Annotated in this window: 16 protein-coding genes and 1 other annotated feature; of the genes, 15 read left to right on the top strand and 1 reads right to left on the bottom strand. The window is 34.8% G+C overall.

The window, feature by feature from the left end; translation table 11 throughout:
* The first annotated feature begins 55 nt into the window (after positions 1-55).
* The 9 genes from FC86_RS06225 to FC86_RS06185 all read left to right on the top strand — a co-directional run bounded on the left by FC86_RS06225 (position 56) and on the right by FC86_RS06185 (position 7,983).
* Positions 56-700, top strand: coding sequence for a nicotinate-nucleotide adenylyltransferase (locus FC86_RS06225; protein WP_056975204.1), 645 nt, complete (start codon positions 56-58; stop codon positions 698-700).
* Positions 690-1,280 carry a bis(5'-nucleosyl)-tetraphosphatase (symmetrical) YqeK gene (yqeK, locus tag FC86_RS06220; protein WP_056975203.1) on the top strand — a complete coding sequence of 197 codons (591 nt, stop codon included), beginning with the start codon at positions 690-692 and terminating at the stop codon, positions 1,278-1,280. The genes FC86_RS06225 and yqeK overlap by 11 nt, the downstream gene beginning before the upstream one ends.
* Positions 1,281-1,293: 13 nt before the next feature.
* Positions 1,294-1,638: a ribosome silencing factor gene (gene rsfS, locus FC86_RS06215; RefSeq protein WP_056975202.1), complete on the top strand. Its 345-nt coding sequence runs from the start codon at positions 1,294-1,296 to the stop codon at positions 1,636-1,638.
* Between the two features lie 4 nt (positions 1,639-1,642).
* Positions 1,643-2,368, top strand: coding sequence for a class I SAM-dependent DNA methyltransferase (locus tag FC86_RS06210; RefSeq protein ID WP_056975201.1), 726 nt, complete (start codon positions 1,643-1,645; stop codon positions 2,366-2,368).
* A gap of 3 nt (positions 2,369-2,371) precedes the next feature.
* Positions 2,372-3,535, top strand: coding sequence for a nucleotidyltransferase (locus FC86_RS06205; RefSeq protein ID WP_056975200.1), 1,164 nt, complete (start codon positions 2,372-2,374; stop codon positions 3,533-3,535).
* A 1-nt stretch (position 3,536) separates the two neighbouring features.
* Positions 3,537-4,085 (top strand): DUF177 domain-containing protein, encoded by a 549-nt coding sequence (locus tag FC86_RS06200; protein WP_056975199.1) that lies wholly within the window; start codon positions 3,537-3,539, stop codon positions 4,083-4,085.
* Positions 4,086-4,152: 67 nt separating this feature from the next.
* Positions 4,153-5,577, top strand: a complete 1,425-nt coding sequence (gene gndA / locus FC86_RS06195) for an NADP-dependent phosphogluconate dehydrogenase (RefSeq protein WP_056975198.1) — start codon at positions 4,153-4,155, stop codon at positions 5,575-5,577.
* Between the two features lie 110 nt (positions 5,578-5,687).
* The gene (locus FC86_RS06190) at positions 5,688-6,425 is read left to right on the top strand and encodes a response regulator transcription factor (protein ID WP_056975197.1); all 738 of its coding nucleotides are present in this window, start codon (positions 5,688-5,690) and stop codon (positions 6,423-6,425) included.
* On the top strand, positions 6,382-7,983 hold the full coding sequence (locus tag FC86_RS06185) for a HAMP domain-containing sensor histidine kinase (protein WP_056975196.1): 1,602 nt from the start codon (positions 6,382-6,384) through the stop codon (positions 7,981-7,983). Before FC86_RS06190 ends, FC86_RS06185 begins: the two co-directional genes overlap by 44 nt.
* A gap of 126 nt (positions 7,984-8,109) precedes the next feature.
* On the opposite strand, the gene yidC is transcribed toward FC86_RS06185, so the two are convergent.
* Positions 8,110-9,078, bottom strand: a complete 969-nt coding sequence (gene yidC / locus FC86_RS06180) for a membrane protein insertase YidC (RefSeq protein WP_056975195.1) — start codon at positions 9,076-9,078, stop codon at positions 8,110-8,112.
* A 151-nt stretch (positions 9,079-9,229) separates the two neighbouring features.
* Here yidC and FC86_RS06175 point away from each other — a divergent pair, with 151 nt between their 5' ends.
* The 6 genes from FC86_RS06175 (at position 9,230) to greA (ending at position 15,806) form a co-directional block, all read left to right on the top strand.
* On the top strand, positions 9,230-9,994 hold the full coding sequence (locus FC86_RS06175; RefSeq protein WP_056975194.1) for a TrmH family RNA methyltransferase: 765 nt from the start codon (positions 9,230-9,232) through the stop codon (positions 9,992-9,994).
* 64 nt (positions 9,995-10,058) lie between these two features.
* The gene (locus FC86_RS06170; RefSeq protein ID WP_236692297.1) at positions 10,059-10,397 is read left to right on the top strand and encodes a winged helix-turn-helix transcriptional regulator; all 339 of its coding nucleotides are present in this window, start codon (positions 10,059-10,061) and stop codon (positions 10,395-10,397) included.
* Between the two features lie 37 nt (positions 10,398-10,434).
* Positions 10,435-10,645: a binding site (T-box leader), on the top strand.
* A 37-nt stretch (positions 10,646-10,682) separates the two neighbouring features.
* Positions 10,683-11,738 (top strand): phenylalanine--tRNA ligase subunit alpha, encoded by a 1,056-nt coding sequence (pheS, locus tag FC86_RS06165; protein ID WP_056975192.1) that lies wholly within the window; start codon positions 10,683-10,685, stop codon positions 11,736-11,738.
* Positions 11,738-14,140, top strand: a complete 2,403-nt coding sequence (pheT, locus tag FC86_RS06160; protein ID WP_056975191.1) for a phenylalanine--tRNA ligase subunit beta — start codon at positions 11,738-11,740, stop codon at positions 14,138-14,140. The genes pheS and pheT overlap by 1 nt, the downstream gene beginning before the upstream one ends.
* A 20-nt stretch (positions 14,141-14,160) precedes the next feature.
* Positions 14,161-15,246 carry an endolytic transglycosylase MltG gene (mltG, locus tag FC86_RS06155; protein ID WP_056975190.1) on the top strand — a complete coding sequence of 362 codons (1,086 nt, stop codon included), beginning with the start codon at positions 14,161-14,163 and terminating at the stop codon, positions 15,244-15,246.
* Between the two features lie 77 nt (positions 15,247-15,323).
* Complete coding sequence (gene greA / locus FC86_RS06150) at positions 15,324-15,806, top strand: transcription elongation factor GreA (protein ID WP_056975189.1); 483 nt, start codon at positions 15,324-15,326, stop codon at positions 15,804-15,806.
* Positions 15,807-15,826 lie beyond the last annotated feature (20 nt).

The raw sequence follows: 15,826 nt of genomic DNA, 5'->3' as shown, positions 1-15,826 counted from the left end.
AGACTTCGTTCATATGCTATAATATTTTTAACAATGAAATGAAGGAGCTTAAAAAATGGTTAGTCACACATCTGCAAAAGCAATCCCATTACATCAAGTTCAAACACAAAGACTAAAAAATAAAAAAAGACAAATCGGGTTAATTGGTGGTACATTTAATCCTGTTCATCAAGCCCATCTTATTATGGCTGAACAGGTCTTATCAAGATTAGGTCTTGATGCTATTTGGTTCTTACCAGATAACATTCCGCCTCATAAGCAAAAAAAATCAGCCATTGACGCCAATTATCGCGTTGAAATGTTGAAACTGGCTATTGAAGACAATGATGATTTTGATTTGAACCTTTCAGAAATTTATCGTGGCGGTGTTAGTTACACGCTAAAAACGATTAAAGCGCTGCAAGAACAGCATCAAGATATTGATTTTTATTTTATTTTGGGTGGAGATATGATTCAAGACTTACCAAACTGGTATAAAATTGAAGAATTATTACCTTTAGTTACTTTTGTAGGTGTTAAACGTCCAGGGTATGAAGTGGCAAGCCCATATCCAGTGATTTGGGTTGATTCACCATTACTTGAAATAAGTTCAACTCAAATTAGAAAGCGCTGTCAAAATCACGAGTCGATTCGTTATTTAGTTCCTAAAAAGGTAATGAATTATATTAACGAGAAGGGGTTGTATCAAGATGAATCTTAAATTTAATGAGACTTATTCTGTACTATCATCAGATGAAATTATTGCAAAATCTCAAAAAAAATTAAGCCATGGTCGGTTTGAACACTGTGTACGTGTTAGCCAAACGGCAAAAGAATTAGCTAAGCATTACGGTGTTGATGAAAATCAGGCGGCACTAGCTGGGTTTGTGCATGATTACGCTAAAGAAGTGTCAGTAGAGGAATACATTGAGACCATTAAAAGTCAAGATTTTGATCAAGATTTATTGAACTACAATCGCGGTATTTGGCATGGTATTGTGGGCGCTTATTACATTGAAAAAGAATTAAAAATAACCAACTCAGCTATTTTAACCGCTGTTAAGCGTCATACAACAGCTGACACCGAAATGACCGACTTAGACAAAATCGTTTTTATGGCTGATTATATCGAACCAGCTCGTCATTTTCCAGGTGTAGAAGAAGCTAGAAAATTAACTAATCAAAACTTAGATTTGGGTGTGGCTTATCAGCTGCAACAAACATTAATTTATTTAATTAAAAACAATTTTAAAGTTTATCCTAAAACATTAGCAAGTTATAATGTTTGGAATGTAAAATAAAAGGAGTATTTTTTTGAAAGATAGTAAACAAATTTTAGATTTAGTAGTCGAAGCCATTGACAATAAACATGGCGAACAAACAGTTGCGTTAGATATGAAAGATTCAAGTGTTATGGCGGACTATCTTGTAATTACACAAGCTAATTCACATCGCCAATTACAAGCAATCGTTGATGAAATTGTAGATGAATCAAAGAAACAATCAGCTGAAATTCTACAAGTTGAAGGTGATAAAAATTCAGAATGGTTATTAATTGATTTGTACGATGTTATTGTAAATGTCTTTTTGCCAGATGCGCGAGATTTTTATGCGTTAGAAAAATTATTTGCTGATGCAAAATTAGTACAATTGGATTAAGACAATGACGTATCAATCCTTTGCCAAAGTATACGATGAATTAATGGACAAGAGCCTTTATCCTAAATGGCTTGATTATGTTAAGCACCATATTCCAAACGGCAGTAAAATTCTTGAAATTGCAGCTGGTGCTGGAGATTTATCTGAACTGCTAATTGATGCAGGTTATGAAGTAACTGTAACTGACTTGTCAAAAGATATGCTTAAACTAGCGGAAGATAAGTTACAGGGAAGAGCCAAACAAATTAAAGTTTTGGATATGTTAGAACTGAATGAAGTTGATCAATACGATGCTATTTTATGTTTTGATGACTCCATTTGCTACATGTCTGATTTAGCTGATGTTACGCAAGTGTTCAATAATGTTTATCGCGCATTGAAGCCTGATGGACAGTTTTTATTTGATGCACATTCGCTTTACCAGATGGATGAATTATTTGATAATTACATGTTCAATGTTGAAACGGACGATTATTTGTTTATTTGGCATAGCTATTTGACTGATGTTGAGCATGCAGTTGTTCATGATTTGAAGATTTTAACACCGGATGGCAAAAATCGTTATCAATCTAAGGAAGAGCTGCATTATGAGCGTACTTATCCATATCAAGACTACATTAGAAGCTTAGATTGGGCCGGCTTTTCAGATATTGAGATGACATCCGATTTTAGTAATCGATTTGACGAAAAGAAGGCAAAACGATGGTTTTTCAAAAGTAAGAAAGGATAAAAAATGAGTGTAACAGGAGTTATTGCTGAATTTAATCCGTTCCATAGTGGGCACGAATTTTTAATGAATCAAGCACGCCTTGTTGCGCAAGATGATCCTATTATTGTAGTGATGTCAGGTAACTATGTTCAGCGTGGGGATATTGCAATTAGTGATAAATGGACAAGAACTGAGGCAGCATTAACTGCAGGTGCAGACTTAGTCGTTGAATTGCCTTTTCATCACGCAGTACAACCAGCAGATAGATTTGCACGGGGTGCAATTGAAATATTAGCTGATTTAGGTGTTGAAACGCTAGTTTTTGGCGCTGAAAATGCGCGACTGAACTTTGAATCATTAGGCCAAAAAATTGGTGAAATCATGCAAAAAAGCGCTGATTTTTCTGACTATACTCAAACTTATGCCGCACAGTATAATGATACGATTGCTAGTGAGCTAGGATATGAAGTCAACCGTCCTAATACATTATTAGCTATTGCATACTCTGTTGCTAATGTGAAATTGAAAACAAACTTGAATATGTATCCTGTTAGACGTTTAGGTGTTGATCATGATCAACCACTTACAAAAAAACAGCCTGTTGCTTCGGCATCAGCTATTAGAAAAGCTTTGAACCAACAACAGGGTTTAGAATCAGAATTCAAAAATTGGATACCTAAAGCAGAACTATCAGCTATTTTAGCACAGCCTAATTTTCCTGATTGGGAAATGCTTTTCCCATTTTTAAAGTATAAAATTGAGTCAACTTCTGCAACCAATCTTGCCAATATTTATCAAATGACTGAAGGCCTTGAAAATAGAATGAAACAGGTTATTCATCAAACCGATTCTTTTGGTGAATTTTTAATGGCACTTAAGTCAAAGCGTTATACTTATGCTCGATTAAGACGACTATCTTTATATTGTTTGCTTAATGTTTCTAGTGAGCAGGTAATGACATATTCACAAAAAAAATACGCACGCGTTTTAGGTTATTCCAAATTAGGTAGACAGCACTTGAAACGAGTTAAAAAGCAGACTGAGTTAACAATTATTAGTCGTGTTAATAAGAAAAACGCTAATTTAGACGGCGATTTAGCACTGGAAGTTCAAGTTGACCGTTTATATGAACAAATGTCTAAACAAACTAGTCAGAATTTTGGTCGTCGACCAATAGAAAGGAAATAAAATGTTAAAATATAATTTTTCCGATTTGATTCGTTACGAGAATCAGTTCACTTCTGTTGAGCAAGATATTGACTTAACGGATGTTTTAAAAGAAAGAACTAAGAATATGATTGAGGAAGCCAAACATGTTCAAGTGACAGGGGAATTGATTAATGACCAACCCTTTGTCATCTCACGTCTACACGTCAAAGTCGACTTGGTGGTACTTTCAACAAGAAGTTTAACGCCTATTAGGTATCCACTTTCTTTTTCTTTTGACGAAGCTTATACCGATACTAAACCGCGCGAAGAAGACTTTGATTTGTATGGTACAATTATCGAAGTTGAAAATGATAAGGTCGAATTACAAAAGGCAATTGAAGATAATATTATTTTGAACTTGCCAACAAAAATTTTGACTGAAGAAGAAAAGCAAAATGATGAAATGCCTTCTGGAAACACCTGGCAGGTCATGAGTGAAGAAGATTACTTTGAACAAAAAGAAAAAACAAAAACTTCACCATTTGCAAAATTGGGTGACTTATTAGAAGATAATGATGATAAAAAATAAAAACATTACTTTATAATCTAGCTATCATCTGATACGATTAATGAGAATAAAACGGAGGGATTTTGTTATGAGCAAACAACCACAAATTGGTGTAATTGGAATGGCTGTTATGGGTAAAAATCTTGCCCTAAACATTGAAAGCCGTGGATACACTGTCGGTATTTATAACCGTACAGCCGCAAAAACCGAAGAAGTAATGGCTGATCATAAAGAAAAGAACGTAGTACCAAGTTATAACATCAAAGAATTTGTTGAGAGTCTAGAAAAACCTCGTCGTATTGTGATGATGGTTAAAGCTGGATTTGGGACAGATGCTGTTATCGATGAATTATTACCTTTGCTAGATAAAGGCGATGTTTTAATTGATGGCGGTAATACATTCTTTGAAGACACCGTTCGTCGTAATGAAAAATTAGACAAATCAGGTATCAACTTTATTGGAATGGGTGTATCTGGTGGAGAATTAGGTGCTTTACAAGGACCTTCTATGATGCCAGGTGGTCAAAAAGAAGCCTATGATTTAGTAGCACCAATCTTAAAAGAAATGTCAGCTAAAGCCGAAGACGGCGAACCTTGTGTAACTTATATTGGACCTAATGGTGCGGGTCACTATGTTAAAATGGTGCATAATGGTATCGAATACGGTGACATGCAACTAATTGCTGAAAGCTACAATATTTTGCGCAACGTATTAGGCTTGAGTGTTGATGAAATTGCTGAAATATTTGCTGAATGGAACAAAGGGGAACTTTCAAGTTACCTAATGGAAATTACAGCCGATATCTTAACTCGTAAAGATGACTTAGGTTCAGACAAACCAATTGTTGACTTAATTTTAGATGCAGCTGGTAATAAAGGAACAGGTAAATGGAGCTCACAAAACGCGTTAGAATTAGGGGTTTCACAATCACTAATTACTGAAGCCGTTTATGCTAGATATATCTCTGCCTTTAAAGATGAACGTATTGAAGCAAGCAAAGTTTTAAAGGGACCTAAGTTTGATGGTGCTTCATTGAACAAAGAAGAAGTTATTGAAAGTGTTCGTAAAGCACTATACTTCAGTAAAATCATGAGTTATGCTCAAGGATTTGAACAAATGCGTATTGCAGCAGAACATTATGACTGGCCATTAAACTTTGGTGAAATTGCCAAAATTTGGCGTGAAGGTTGCATCATTCGTGCACAATTCTTGCAGAAGATTACCGATGCATATGATGAAGATGAATCCATTAATAACTTATTAATGAATCATTATTTCGCTGATATTGCAAATGACTATCAAGATTCCGTTCGAGATGTTTTATCTATTGCAATTAAAGCCGGAGTTCCTTCACCAGCATTTTCTAGTGCAGTATCTTACTTTGATTCATATCGTTCAGAAGTAGTTCCAGCCAACCTTATTCAAGCTCAACGTGATTACTTTGGTGCGCATACTTACCAAAGAACTGACCGCGAAGGAACTTACCACTATCCATGGTATGACGAACAATAAATGATAAGGAGCTGTTAATCAATTAGCAGCTCTTTTCTTTTGTCTATGTAAGTGGACTTAAATTATGTTAAAATTAAAAGTGAATATTAAATGAAAGTATCGGTAAAACTATGAGTAAAATTTTAATCATTGAAGATGAAAAAAACTTAGCAAGATTCGTAGAACTAGAATTACAACATGAAAAATATGATACACATGTTGAATATAATGGACGTAAAGGCCTTGAAATGGCTTTAAATGAAGAATGGGATGCCATCTTGTTGGACTTGATGTTACCAGAACTAAATGGTCTAGAAATTGCAAGACGTGTGCGTCAATCAAAGAGTACACCTATTGTGATGATGACTGCTCGTGATTCAGTAATTGACCGTGTTTCAGGACTTGATCATGGTGCAGATGATTATATTGTTAAACCATTTGCTATTGAAGAACTATTAGCTCGTTTGCGTGCTGTATTGCGCCGTGTTGAGATTGAGGACAGCCAAGGGACAAGTAACTTAGCTAAGCAAAAAATTGTTAAATTTAACGATTTAGTTATTGAGACAAGTAATCGTACAGTTCATCAAGATAATAAGATTATCGATTTAACAAAACGTGAATATAATTTGTTGATTACCTTGATTGAAAACGCTAATAATGTTGTTTCTCGTGATCAACTGCTTCACAAAATCTGGGGACCTGATTCAAAAATTGAAACAAACGTTGTTGAAGTTTATATTCGTTACCTAAGAAACAAAATCGATGTTAAAGGAAGACCTTCATACATTAAGACAATACGCGGAACAGGTTATGTAATGAGAACGGATGATTCAGTTGTTAAATCAGACCAAAACGAACAAACAGAATAAAAATAAACAAAAAGAAAAAAAGAATTTTCACATTTCAGTTGCATTTAAATGGACAGCAGTAATGGCATTGACTGTTACAGTGATGTTTGCGGTCTTTTCGTTAGTGATTACACATTTAGTTCAAGAACAGTTAATGGTACAAGAGCGACAAGCTGTAGAGGAAACTACGAAAAATTTTGAAGATCGATTATCAACAATTAGGTCAGATTTAACGATTGCAACTGTGGTTCCAGCACTCTCAACTAAAAATGAGCAATCCAATAATCAGAGTTCAGTTCAAATGTCTTCTGATTTGGATCATAGTGGATTGAGCGAGGCTATTTATAATAATTTAACCAATAAAGATATTAGCGCGACGGTATATAATTTAGACCTTGAAAAATTATTTCAAACGCGACCAACTAATTATTTGCTAAGTCGTGAGACACTATCTTTTGGTGAAAAATTTGTTGAGAATTCAAAGGGTCAAACAATGTATTTGATCAAGGCAATTAAGTCAATAAATGGTCATAATATCACAGGGTATATTGTTGTTGAAAATAAAATGACTAATTATAATAATATTTTGAATGGATTGCGTTTTTGGATGTTTATCTTATCAGCTGTCGGTATTATATTAGGTATACTAGTGAGCTACTTGTTGATATCTGGTATGTTGCGTCCAGTTAGACAAATATCAAAAGTAGCAAGAGAAGTTGATGAGCACCCGGATGAGACAGTTAGAATTCCCGATTTACATCGACATGATGAATTAGGAGATATGGCATCAGCGTTTAATCAAATGCTTGACCGTATGCAACGTTATATTGATCAACAAAAACAATTTGTGGAAGACGTTTCACATGAGTTAAGAACGCCGGTTGCGGTTATTGAAGGCCATTTAAAACTAATTGATCGTTGGGGAAAAGATGATCCAGAAGTACTAGCAGAGTCAATTGATGCTTCAATTCAGGAAATTTCACGTATGAAACACTTAATACAAGAAATGCTTGACTTAACGCGTGCAGAACAGATTGAGGTACTTTTCCCAAATGAGGTTACAAAGGTTTCTCAGGTTGTTCAGCAAGTAGTTGATAACTTGCAGATGATTCATCCAGACTTCAAAATTGTTTTGGATAATGATGTTTCAACGAAGACTGAAGTGAAAATTTACCGTAATCATTTTGAACAAATTTTGATTATTTTGCTTGACAACGCTATTAAGTATTCTAAAAAACGTCAAGAAGTGCATTTATCCGCCTCAACGGACACACGAAATGTTAGTGTGATTGTGCAAGATTTCGGTGAAGGAATTACACCAGAAGATAGAGATAAAATATTTAATCGTTTTTATCGCGTAGATAAAGCTCGAACACGAGAAAAAGGTGGTAATGGGCTTGGATTATCTATTGCACAAAAACTTGTTGGTGAATATGGTGGACAAATTAGTGTTGAATCAGAGCCTAACGTAGGTAGCCAATTTAGAGTTGATTTTCCTATTTACAGACCAGAAAAAACTAAAAGTCGTAATGGAAAACAAAATAAAAAATCAAAATTGATAAAATATGATGAGAAATAGTCATAGTTAAGGAATGTTTTCTGAATTAAAATCAGAAACATTCTTTTTATTTTGAGGGACAAAAAAATCACCTCATAAGCGTTCAAAATTAATTTGAACGCTGTGAGGTGATTTTTAAAAAGTTTGTTAATTTTTTTTATTTTGTTTACCAGCATTTTTTTGACGATTTTGGTCACGTGTATTGGCTGTTTGCGAATTGTCAGAGTTACTTTGAGCTGTGTTGGTTGAAGAAGTACTGTTTAATATTTCTTCAATCACTTCAGGAGTTACAACTTCAACAATTTTAGTGTCTTTGTTTGCTGCTTCACTTTGCTTCTTGATTCGAGGTTGGAGGATGTAAGACATCACCAATTGCTGAATCAATACAACAATACCACCAACTAAGAAGTATAGCGAAATTCCTCCAGGAGTTGCAATACTGATAAAGAAAGTGACTAGTGGGCTAATAAAAGCAGTTGTTTTCATCATAGGCTTTTGTTCTGGTTCGGCCTTGTTATACATAATAAAACTTTGGATAACGTAAAGTAGTGTTGCAATTACTGTGATGATGATAGAAGGACTACCAAGTGAAATACCAAAGAAGCTGGAATGAACAATATCTTGGGAGTATTGAATTGATTGATAAATCCCCATCAAGAACGGTAATTGAATAATTAATGGCAGACATCCAATCCCCCCTGTGATTGACATATTATTTTCACGATAAATTTTCATTTGTAATTGGTTGATCTGCATTTTTTGTTCTTGTGTTGTAGCAGGATTTTTAACTGCTTTTTGAATAAGTTCTGTCTGAGGCTTAACGAGTTTCATGCGTTCTTGGTGACGTAAACTTTTTGATTGCTGATTAATCATTAGTGGCAAAAGAATTAATCTAAGTACGCCGGTGATGATAATTAATCCCCATCCGATACCGTTGGGTTGGCCAATAGTATTACCAATATTTAACATGATTTGTTGAATAGGCTTACCAATTAAAGAATAGATAAAACCTTGGATACCTCCAGGTTCACCAGTAGCAGTGTGAGCAGCACATCCTGTTAAAATCAGGGCCAGTAGTGCAATAAGCACAATAAGTTTTGTGTGTTTTTTAGTCATATAGTTGTCAGAAATCCTTTCTAAGAGTCTCTAGATAATTATACTAGAATAGTCAGTGTAGTCAATTCAAGTCGAAACTATTGAAAAAATGAACCACTTTTGTTTTTTTAGATAAAAGTGGTATAATTATTCATCGCAAAAGGAGAATTTTATGCAACAAATTACATCATTAACGAATAAGACAATCAAAGAATTAAAAAAGCTCCAACAAAAAAAATATCGTCAAAAATATGGCTTATATTTAATTGAAGGCTTTCATACAATTGAGGAAGCATTAAAAACCAACCAATCTTACCGCTACTTGATTGGAACAGCAGATGCTTTGGCTAAGCTAACAGCTAATTATAATGTCAAAGAAGATAAAGTATTAGAAGTAACCGATGAGATTGCGAGCACTTTACGTCAAACCAACACATCACAATCAATCTTTATGGTATTGACTATAAATCAACCTAAGTCCTTTAGCTTTTATCCGGGGAAATGGGTTTTGTTAGATAATCTGACTGATCCAGGAAACGTGGGAACAATTATTAGAACAGCGGATGCAGCAGGTTATGACGGTGTTATATTAAACAATGAAAGTGTTGATTTATATAATGACAAAGTTCAACGAGCAATGCAGGGAAGTCAATTTCATATTACAGTATTGCAACATGAGCTTGGAGATGCAATTACTAGTCTGAAAAACAAAGGAAATCAAGTTTTTGCTAGTTGCTTAAATGATGAAGCTGTCCATTCAAACAAAATTACAGCAGGTAATGCATTTGCTTTGATTATTGGAAACGAAGCTCATGGTGTTAGCACTCAACATTTAGAATTGGCTGATGTCAAAACTTACATTCCTATTTTTGGCCAAGCTGAATCTTTAAATGCAGCTGTTGCTGCTGGAATTATAATGTATCAATTTATTTTATAAAATATAATAAAATATGTTACTATACATTCGTAAGTAACTTTCAAAAATCATGGAGGGATTTAATATGTGCACCAAAACTTTACAGACAACTGAAAATGAAATTTTATGTCATTGTTTTATCGAATCCTTTGAATTTTTAGGTAAAAAATGGAATGGATTAATTATTTGTGCTTTATGTAAAAATGAGGCAATGCGTTTTAAAGATCTAGCCAATATTGTACAAAAGTGTTCTGATCGCGTTTTAACAGAACGTTTAAAAGAACTAGAATCTTTAAAAATCGTTAATCGTTCTGTTGATGAACAAAGTGGCGTTATTCGTTATTCCTTAACTCAAAAAGGTGATGAATTAAAACCTGTTATGGATCAAATTCACGCTTGGGGAAAACGCTGGCACGAGGAATAAATTAGTTGCGATATTGTGCTTTTTAGTTTAGAATTTAAAGCATACAGCGATTGAAGCTAGTAATAGTGTGCCAAATCAAAGCGAGGGTTGGGTAGTGAGAGCAATCCATTTAAGCACTATGAATTTCACTTCAGGAGTAGAATCTAATCCATTCCGGCTATCACCGTTATCTGATGTACTTAAGTGTATTAGACTTTGTGTCTGATAAAACAGGGTGGTACCGCGATGTCAAAAGCCTCGTCCCTTTTTGGGATGAGGCTTTTTTATTTTGAAAGGAGAATTATTATGTCTGTTTTTGATCATATTCAAACATTAAAAGATCAAGGATTAACACAAATTAAAGAAGCTAATGACTTGGATACTTTAAATAATATTCGAGTGAATTTAACAGGTAAAAAAGGTGAACTAACCAAAGTGTTACGTTCAATGAAGGACTTATCAAATGAGGAACGTCCTAAAGTTGGTCAAGTTGTGAATGAGGTTCGTGATTTATTTGCGACAGAAATTGATAACAAAAAAGAACAACTACAACAAGCTGAACTTGAAGCACAAATGCAAAAAGAAGCAATTGACGTCACACTTCCTGGTAAAGAAAGCTATCTAGGAAGCCATCATTTGATTAACATTGTGCGCCAAGATATCGAAGAGTTCTGTGTGAGTTTAGGTTATCAAGTGATTACAGGTCCTGAAGTCGAATCTGATCATTACAACTTTGAAATGATGAACATTCCAAAGAATCATCCTGCTCGTGATATGCAGGACACCTTCTATGTGGATGCTACACACGAACACTTAATGCGTAGCCAAACTTCACCTGTGCAAGCGCGTACACTTGAAAAACACGATTTTTCAAAAAGCCCATTAAAAATGATTTCACCTGGTAAAGTTTACCGTCGTGATGATGATGATGCGACTCACTCACATCAATTTAACCAGTTAGAAGGTTTGGTTATTGATGAAAACATTACAATGGCTCACTTAAAAGGAACACTTCAAGCTATTGCCCAACATGTTTTTGGTGAAGACCGTGAAATTAGATTAAGACCCAGTTACTTCCCATTTACTGAACCGTCAGTTGAAGTTGACGTAACTTGTTTTGCTTGTGGTGGTAAAGGTTGTTCAACATGTAAATCAACAGGTTGGATTGAAGTTTTAGGTGCTGGTATGGTGCACCCTAATGTTTTAGAAAACGCTGGTGTTGATAGTCAAAAATACGGTGGATTTGCCTTTGGTCTTGGATTAGACCGTTTTGCTATTTTGAAATATGGTGTAAGTGATATTCGTGACTTCTACCTTAATGACGTTAGATTCTTAGAACAATTTAGACAGGAGGCCAAATAATGTTAGTTTCATATAATTGGTTAAAAGATTATTTAGATGTGACAGTAGACCCTGCTGATTTAGCTGAAACAATTACACGTACAGGGATTGAAATTGAAACCCTTGAACATCCTCAAGAAGGTTTGAAAAAAATTGTGGTCGGACATGTATTGTCTCTTAAAAATCATGAAGATTCAGATCATTTAAGAGTAGCACAAGTTGATGTTGGTGAAGAAGAACCTTACCAAATCGTTTGTGGTGCACCAAATATTGCAGAAGACCAATATGTGATTGTGGCATTGCCTAACTCACGTATTGCTGGCAATGAAAAAATCAAAAAGGGTAAATTACGTGGCGTTGTTTCCCAAGGAATGATTTGTGGATTACAAGAAATTGGATTCAGTGACTCAGTTGTACCAGAAGAAGTTAAAGACGGTATTTATGTTTTTGAAGATGCGATTGCACCTGGAACAGAAGTTTATGAAGCATTAGGAATGGACGACTATATTCTTGATTTTGATATTACACCTAACCGTGCGGACACTTTATCAATGGAAGGTGCAGCTTATGAAGTTGGCGCTATCTTAAGTCAAAATCCTAACTTAAAGATACCCGAAGTTTCTGAAGATTCACAAAGTTTTGATTCACAAGTCAAGGTATCACTTGATTTAGATGAGTCTGCAGTTTCAAATTATCGTTTAAGATATTTAACAGATGTTAACATTGCTAAAAGCCCACTTTGGATGCAAACACGTTTGATGAATGCTGGAACACGTCCAGTTAATAACGTTGTCGATGCTTTGCAATACGCTATGATTGAAATGGGACAACCATTAGCTGCCTTTGATGCTGATAAAATCGAAGGTGATTTGCAAGTTCGCTTTGCAAAATCTGGTGAAACTATTCAATTGAAAGATCAAGACCCAATTGAACTAGGTACCGAGGACATTGTTATTGCTGACAACCAAAAAATTCTTGCATTAGGTGGTGTTGTCACTTCAACTGCTGCTGAAGTCGATGAAAAAACAACTTCACTCGTATTACAATCAGCTATCTATGATGGTGCTTTAGTACGTAAATCAGCTCAAAGACATGGTGTTAGAACTGATTCTTCTGCTCGTTTTGAAAAAGGTATTAACTGGGATAATACGCAAAAAGCAATCGACTACTTAGCACAACTTATTGCTGAAAATGGTCAAGCAAAAGTATTAGCGGGTACAAAAGTGATTAGAGATACTCAAAAATCACCTGTTGTGATTGATATTACAACTGCTCGTATTAACCATGTCTTAGGAACTGAATTAAGTACAGCAGATATTATTGCTATTTTTGAACGTTTACAATTTGGAGTTGTGGCCGAAGGTGATACTTTAAGCGTGTCAGTTCCAGCAAGACGTTTTGATATTTCAATTGACGCTGATTTAGTTGAAGAAGTTGCCCGTCTTTACGGATACGATAACTTGCCAACTGTTTTACCAGTTGTTGAACAAACAATCGGTGGTTATGATAGACAACAACAAGCATTAAATAAAGCACGTGACTTGTTAGTTGGCTTTGGCTTAGATGAAACAATTAACTACTCTTTAACAACTCATGATAAAGCGATTAGCTTTGTCAAAGAAGCAAAAGATGTAATTGCTTTAGACTGGCCAATGACTAAAGAACACGAAGTGCTACGTCAAAACTTAGTATCTGGGTTATTAGATAGTGCTGTATACAATGCTGCTAGAAAACAAACTGATTTACGTTTATTTGAACAAGGTCGTGTCTTTAGCCAAGAAAATGGTCAAAACCAAGAAGTTGACCACATTGCTGGATTATATGCTGGACAAAACCGTCCAAATAATTGGCAAAATGATGTTAAAAACTTTGATTTCTATGAAGTGAAAGGTCAAGTTGAAGCGTTCTTAAAAGCCATGGGCTTCACTAAAGCAACAAGTTATGTGGCAGAACCAATTAAAGGGATGCATCCAACACGTACGGCAGCTATTTACTACGGTGACCAATACGTTGGCTTTGTCGGTCAAATTGACCCACGTGAATTACCAAAAACTAAGTTGAAAGAAGTTTATGCTTTTGAATTAGATATGGAGACATTACTTTCTATTGATGTTGAACCAACAGTTTCAAAAGAAGCACCAAAATATCCAGCAATCAAACGAGATTTGTCATTGCTAGTCGATGAAGCTATAACTAACTCACAAATCACTTCAGTTATTGATGAAAACGGTGGTAAGCATTTACGTGACGTCCAAGTATTTGACGTTTATTCAGGTGACAAATTAGAAGTCGGTAAACAATCCATTGCTTACCAACTTACTTTCCAAGATTTTGCCCAAACATTGAAAGATGACAGTGTTAATAAGGCTATTGAAGCCATTACACAAGCACTAACATCAGAACTTAATATTAGTGTACGTTAGTTAATGGGGAGCTAATTATTATGAGTAATCGTAAACAAGATAAACCTACAAAAAAATTAGTAAAGTGGATTGTGTCAATACTTGTTATTTTAATTGCTGTCGTAGGAATATCAACGTTTGTATATGTTAATCAATCTTTACAACCTTACAATGTTTCAGATCAATCCAAAAAAACGGTTAATATTCCAGAAGGTGCAACTAATCGTGATGCAGCAATCATTTTGGAAAAAAGTGGGTTAATTAAAAATTCAACTATTTTTACTTACTGGGCTAAGTTTAATCACTATGATGGTTTTAAAGCTGGGGACTACTCACTATCTCCTTCCATGACGCTAAGTGATATTGTCAACAGTCTACAAAATGGCTTAAACAAGGCAACAGAAGGGCAAATTGTCATTAAAGAAGGGGACGATATCGATGATATTGCCACTTCATTTGATAAAAATGGTAAGTTTAAGAAACAAGATTTTCTTGATTTAGTTAATAATAAAGACTTTATTAAAAAATTAGCTGAGAAATACCCAAACTTACTAAATGGTTTAATAGATAGAAATAACTTACGCTACTTATTAGAAGGCTATCTATATCCAGCAAGTTATGACATTTTTTCATATTCAAAACTTGAAGATATTGTAACGACTATGGTTGATAAAACTAACCAAGAAATGACACCATTCTATGACCAGATTAAATCACAAAATAAAACTGTTCACGATGTCTTAACACTAGCTTCTCTAGTTGAAAAGGAAGGCGTTAGTGATAATGATCGTGCTAAAATTGCGGGAGTTTTTGATAATCGTTTAGATCAAGGAATGACGCTTGGAACAGATATTTCAGTATTGTATGCACTAAACCAACACAAGACAATGCTTTCAATTGATGATACCAAGGTAGACTCACCTTATAACCTTTACCAGAATAAAGGAATTGGCCCCGGGCCGTTTGCAATGCCGAGCGAATCTTCGATTAAAGCTGTTTTAAACCCTGCAGATCGTGATCAAAGTTACCTCTATTTCGTAGCTGATTTGAAGACAGGAAAAGTCTACTATAGTAAAACTTATGATGAACACATTGCGACAAATACAAGTTTAGGACAACAAAATTAAACATGTAGTTGACAAATTGGTTTATTCACTCTAATATTTATCAAGAATGAATATAGAAATATGGGGTGTTTATAAGGATGGTCGAAAGAGTATTTCCAATGACAGCTGATGGTAAACAACAGTTAGAGGAAGAATTAGAAACTTTAAAACTAGAAAAAAGACCAGAAGTTATTGAAAGAATTAAAATTGCACGTTCTTTTGGTGACTTATCTGAAAACTCAGAATACGAATCAGCAAAAGATGAACAAAGTGTGCTAGAAGGCCGCATTAAGCAAATTCAAGAAATGCTAAAATACGCACAAGTTGTTGATGCAACTCAAGCAGAAGCAGATGAAGTTGCAATCGGTAAAAAAGTGGTCTTTACAGAAGTGGGTGAAGATGATCCTGAAGAATATATTATTGTGGGTTCATCAGAGTCAGATCCTCTATCTGGAAAGATTTCAAACAATTCACCAATAGCCAATGCATTGATTGGCAAAAAAACAGGAGATGTTGTTTCAATTGCAACCCCTGGTGGCGAATTTGATGTTGAGATTTTAGAAGTAACATTAGCTGATTAAAATAAAAAAACGTCATTAGA

Source organism: Holzapfeliella floricola DSM 23037 = JCM 16512, from assembly GCF_001436605.1.
Taxonomy (GTDB): domain Bacteria; phylum Bacillota; class Bacilli; order Lactobacillales; family Lactobacillaceae; genus Holzapfeliella; species Holzapfeliella floricola.
Note: the sequence above shows the minus strand (reverse complement) of the source record. Positions and strands in the feature narration are given on the sequence as shown.